The organism is Alteromonas sp. ALT199, assembly GCF_018619335.1.
Lineage (GTDB): Bacteria > Pseudomonadota > Gammaproteobacteria > Enterobacterales > Alteromonadaceae > Alteromonas.
In genome coordinates this window covers 1-2,941 of sequence record NZ_JAHHDX010000112.1, presented here as the reverse complement: position 1 = coordinate 2,941, position 2,941 = coordinate 1, and the positions used below count along the sequence as shown (strand labels likewise).

Sequence of the window (2,941 nt, the reverse complement as noted above, 5' to 3'; positions counted from 1 at the left end):
AACTCCAGCCTATTTCACAGTTTTAATCGACTGTGACGCGATAAAATGGCGTCCCCTAGGGGATTCGAACCCCTGTTACCGCCGTGAAAGGGCGGTGTCCTAGGCCTCTAGACGAAGGGGACAGAAATTTTGTTCAGTGAAGCGAAGCTTCACTAAATTTCTGTAAGGAGAGGTGAGCTCTGCGAACCGAGCGACCTTATTCTTACTGAAATTTCTATCCGAAGTTCAATAAACTTCAGCCTATATCAAATCACAGCTCAGTGTGACTTGGTGGAGCCAGGCGGGATCGAACCGCCGACCTCCTGCATGCCATGCAGGCGCTCTCCCAGCTGAGCTATGGCCCCATCATGGTACCAGTCATTTTGTGTGACTGTTCCGTGACAGCGGGGCGCATTCTAGGCATCCCCCTCTGTCATGTCAACGCTTTTTTTATGAATTTTCTCTGTTTGCTATAAAAGTAAGCGCTTTGTCGATTCTCTCGCCAATTTTCTCTTTTGAGATAAGATTCAACGTGATATCTAGAGACGGTGAGTTACCACCACCTGTCACCGCTACACGTAGCGGCATACCTACTTTACCCATGCCTACTTCCAGTTCTTCAGCCGTACTATTAATAGCAGCTTGGATATTTTCTGGGTTCCACTCTTCAATTGCCATTAATTTAGCTTTAGCAAGCTCTAATGGACCTCGAGCGACTGGGCGAAGGTGCTTTTTCGCTGCGTTCGCATCAAAATCTTCATAGTCTTGATAAAAGTACGTAGATATCTCTGCTAACTCTTTAAGAGTTTTAACTCTATCCGCTTGAATAGCAATTATAGATTCAAGAGCTGGCCCTGTTGTTAAATCAACATTTAACTGTTCGAAATGCCACTTAGCATGTGAGGCAACCTCACTTGCCGGCAACGTCTTTATGTAATGCTGATTTAACCAGATTAGCTTTTCTGTATTAAATGCAGACGCAGACTGCCCTATTGCATCCAAACTAAATTTCTCAATCATCTCGTCGACAGAGAAAACTTCTTGGTCGCCGTGAGACCAGCCCAACCTAACAAGATAGTTAAGTACCGCTTGTGGCAGGAAGCCGTCATCGCGATACTGCATCACACTTACTGCACCATGTCGTTTTGACAGTTTCTTGCCGTCATCACCCAAGATCATAGAAACGTGAGCATATTCTGGAACAGGCGCATTAAGGGCTTCAAGTATATTGATTTGACGTGGCGTGTTATTTATATGGTCTTCACCACGCACTACATGAGTAATCCCCATATCCCAATCGTCGACAACTACGCAGAAGTTATATGTTGGCGTACCGTCAGTGCGCTGGATGATAAGATCGTCAAGCTCAGTATTGCTAATCTCGATTTTTCCGCGCACGTGATCATTGATGACCACTTTTCCTTCTAAAGGATTTTTGAAGCGAATAACAAAAGGCTGACCTACAGGGTGATCAGTTCTGTCTCTCCATGTACCTGGGTAACGAGGTTTCTCACCACGCTCTTTTTGCGCTTCACGAATTGCATCTAGCTCTTCAGAGCTCATAAAGCACTTGTACGCTTTACCTTCATCCAAAAGCTGCTGGATAAGTTCTTTATATCTATCAAAACGCTCAGTTTGATAAATAGGGCCTGTGTCCCAGGTTAAACCTAACCATTGCATACCATCTAGGATAGCCTGCTTAGCTTCTTCAGTTGAACGCTCGATATCTGTGTCTTCAATACGAAGAACAAACTCACCGCCTTTGCTTTTCGCAAGAAGCCAAGAATAAAGCGCAGTTCGTGCGCCACCAACGTGAAGATAGCCTGTTGGGCTGGGTGCAAATCGTGTAACAACCGACATGGTCACTCTCTATTGTTAATAGTATTTCTAAAGATGCGCGCATTCTACCAGTCTCCGCGCGACTTCAAAAGTAAGTTGAGAATAGAAGGATAAGAAAGTGGACAGACACTTAATGTTGATACCTACTTACTCACTTTTTTAATTTACTGGAGTGGACACACATTTATAAATCAGCCTAATAACAATCTACCTATTAAGTAGATATGAAAGAAACAGATATTCATGAATAAAAAGTGGGTGTCCAAAATGACAATTCAACTTCCAATGAGTGACTGTCCAATTCAACTCGCAATTCAACTCGCTCGCGTGCTTGTGCTTTCTGATCAGGCAAAATAAGCGGTAGCCCTCTTAAAATTTTTTGTCTATGTGTGTATGTCCGCCCCACTTGGAACAGCATTTTACCCGCCACACTTAAACAGATAGTACGATACCGAAACGCTCTTTCTGATTGAGCCACAAATAAGTGTCTGTCCTTTTATACTCTTTCTATTCTTAGTATCCCTCATGTACATTTTCGTTTCATTTACCGAACGAGTGGGTGTCCAAATCAATTTCTAATCAATTTCTAATCAATTTAGAAATAATCTAGATAATGTTTGCTGGTTTGAACTAGGTAGGGATACCTGAACCACGCTATATACAAATGAGTGGGTGTCCCTTTTCTGTGTCCCTTTTCTGTGTCCCTTTCCTGTGAAAAAAAGTGTCTGTCCCTTTCCTCCAAATGTGTGGGTGTCTCTTTCCTCCTTTCCTATGCAAATAAGTGTCTGTCCTATTTAACTTCCAATTCAACTTCACGCTGTTTGAAATAAACTCGTTTGGCACTTACATCTATTAAAATCTTTCTTTTGAAAACGCTGTTCTTTTCATCAATTTAGTCAAGATGCAGTCAGAGTGGCTAAATTTCGGGCACACAGTCATTTTTCTTTAATTTTATTGTTGACACTAACGTAACCGACTCTATAATACCGCCCCACTTGCTTAGGCAAGCTATTAAGAAATACGGACGCTTAGCTCAGTTGGGAGAGCATCGCCCTTACAAGGCGAGGGTCACTGGTTCAAGCCCAGTAGCGTCCACCACTTCCTCACAGTGGTTAAACAGTGA

Annotated in this window: 1 protein-coding gene and 3 tRNA genes; 1 reads left to right on the top strand and 3 read right to left on the bottom strand. The window is 43.0% G+C overall.

Annotated elements, in window-relative coordinates; all coding sequences use genetic code 11:
* Positions 1–46 precede the first annotated feature (46 nt).
* The 3 genes from KL866_RS12045 to gltX form a co-directional block, all read right to left on the bottom strand.
* A tRNA-Glu gene (locus KL866_RS12045) sits at positions 47–122 on the bottom strand.
* 146 nt (positions 123–268) lie between these two features.
* Positions 269–344: transfer RNA gene (locus KL866_RS12040), tRNA-Ala, on the bottom strand.
* An 85-nt stretch (positions 345–429) separates the two neighbouring features.
* Complete coding sequence (gene gltX / locus KL866_RS12035) at positions 430–1,839, bottom strand: glutamate--tRNA ligase (protein ID WP_214995224.1); 1,410 nt, start codon at positions 1,837–1,839, stop codon at positions 430–432.
* Between the two features lie 1,001 nt (positions 1,840–2,840).
* Between gltX and KL866_RS12030 the strand changes: the two genes are divergently transcribed.
* Positions 2,841–2,916 (top strand) — tRNA-Val (locus KL866_RS12030).
* Positions 2,917–2,941: the final 25 nt, after the last annotated feature.

Bases quoted from the DNA above. Each gene is read 5' to 3' on its own strand.
- gltX (WP_214995224.1), bottom strand. From the start codon at position 1,839: ATGTCGGTTGTTACACGATTTGCACCCAGCCCAACAGGCTATCTTCAC.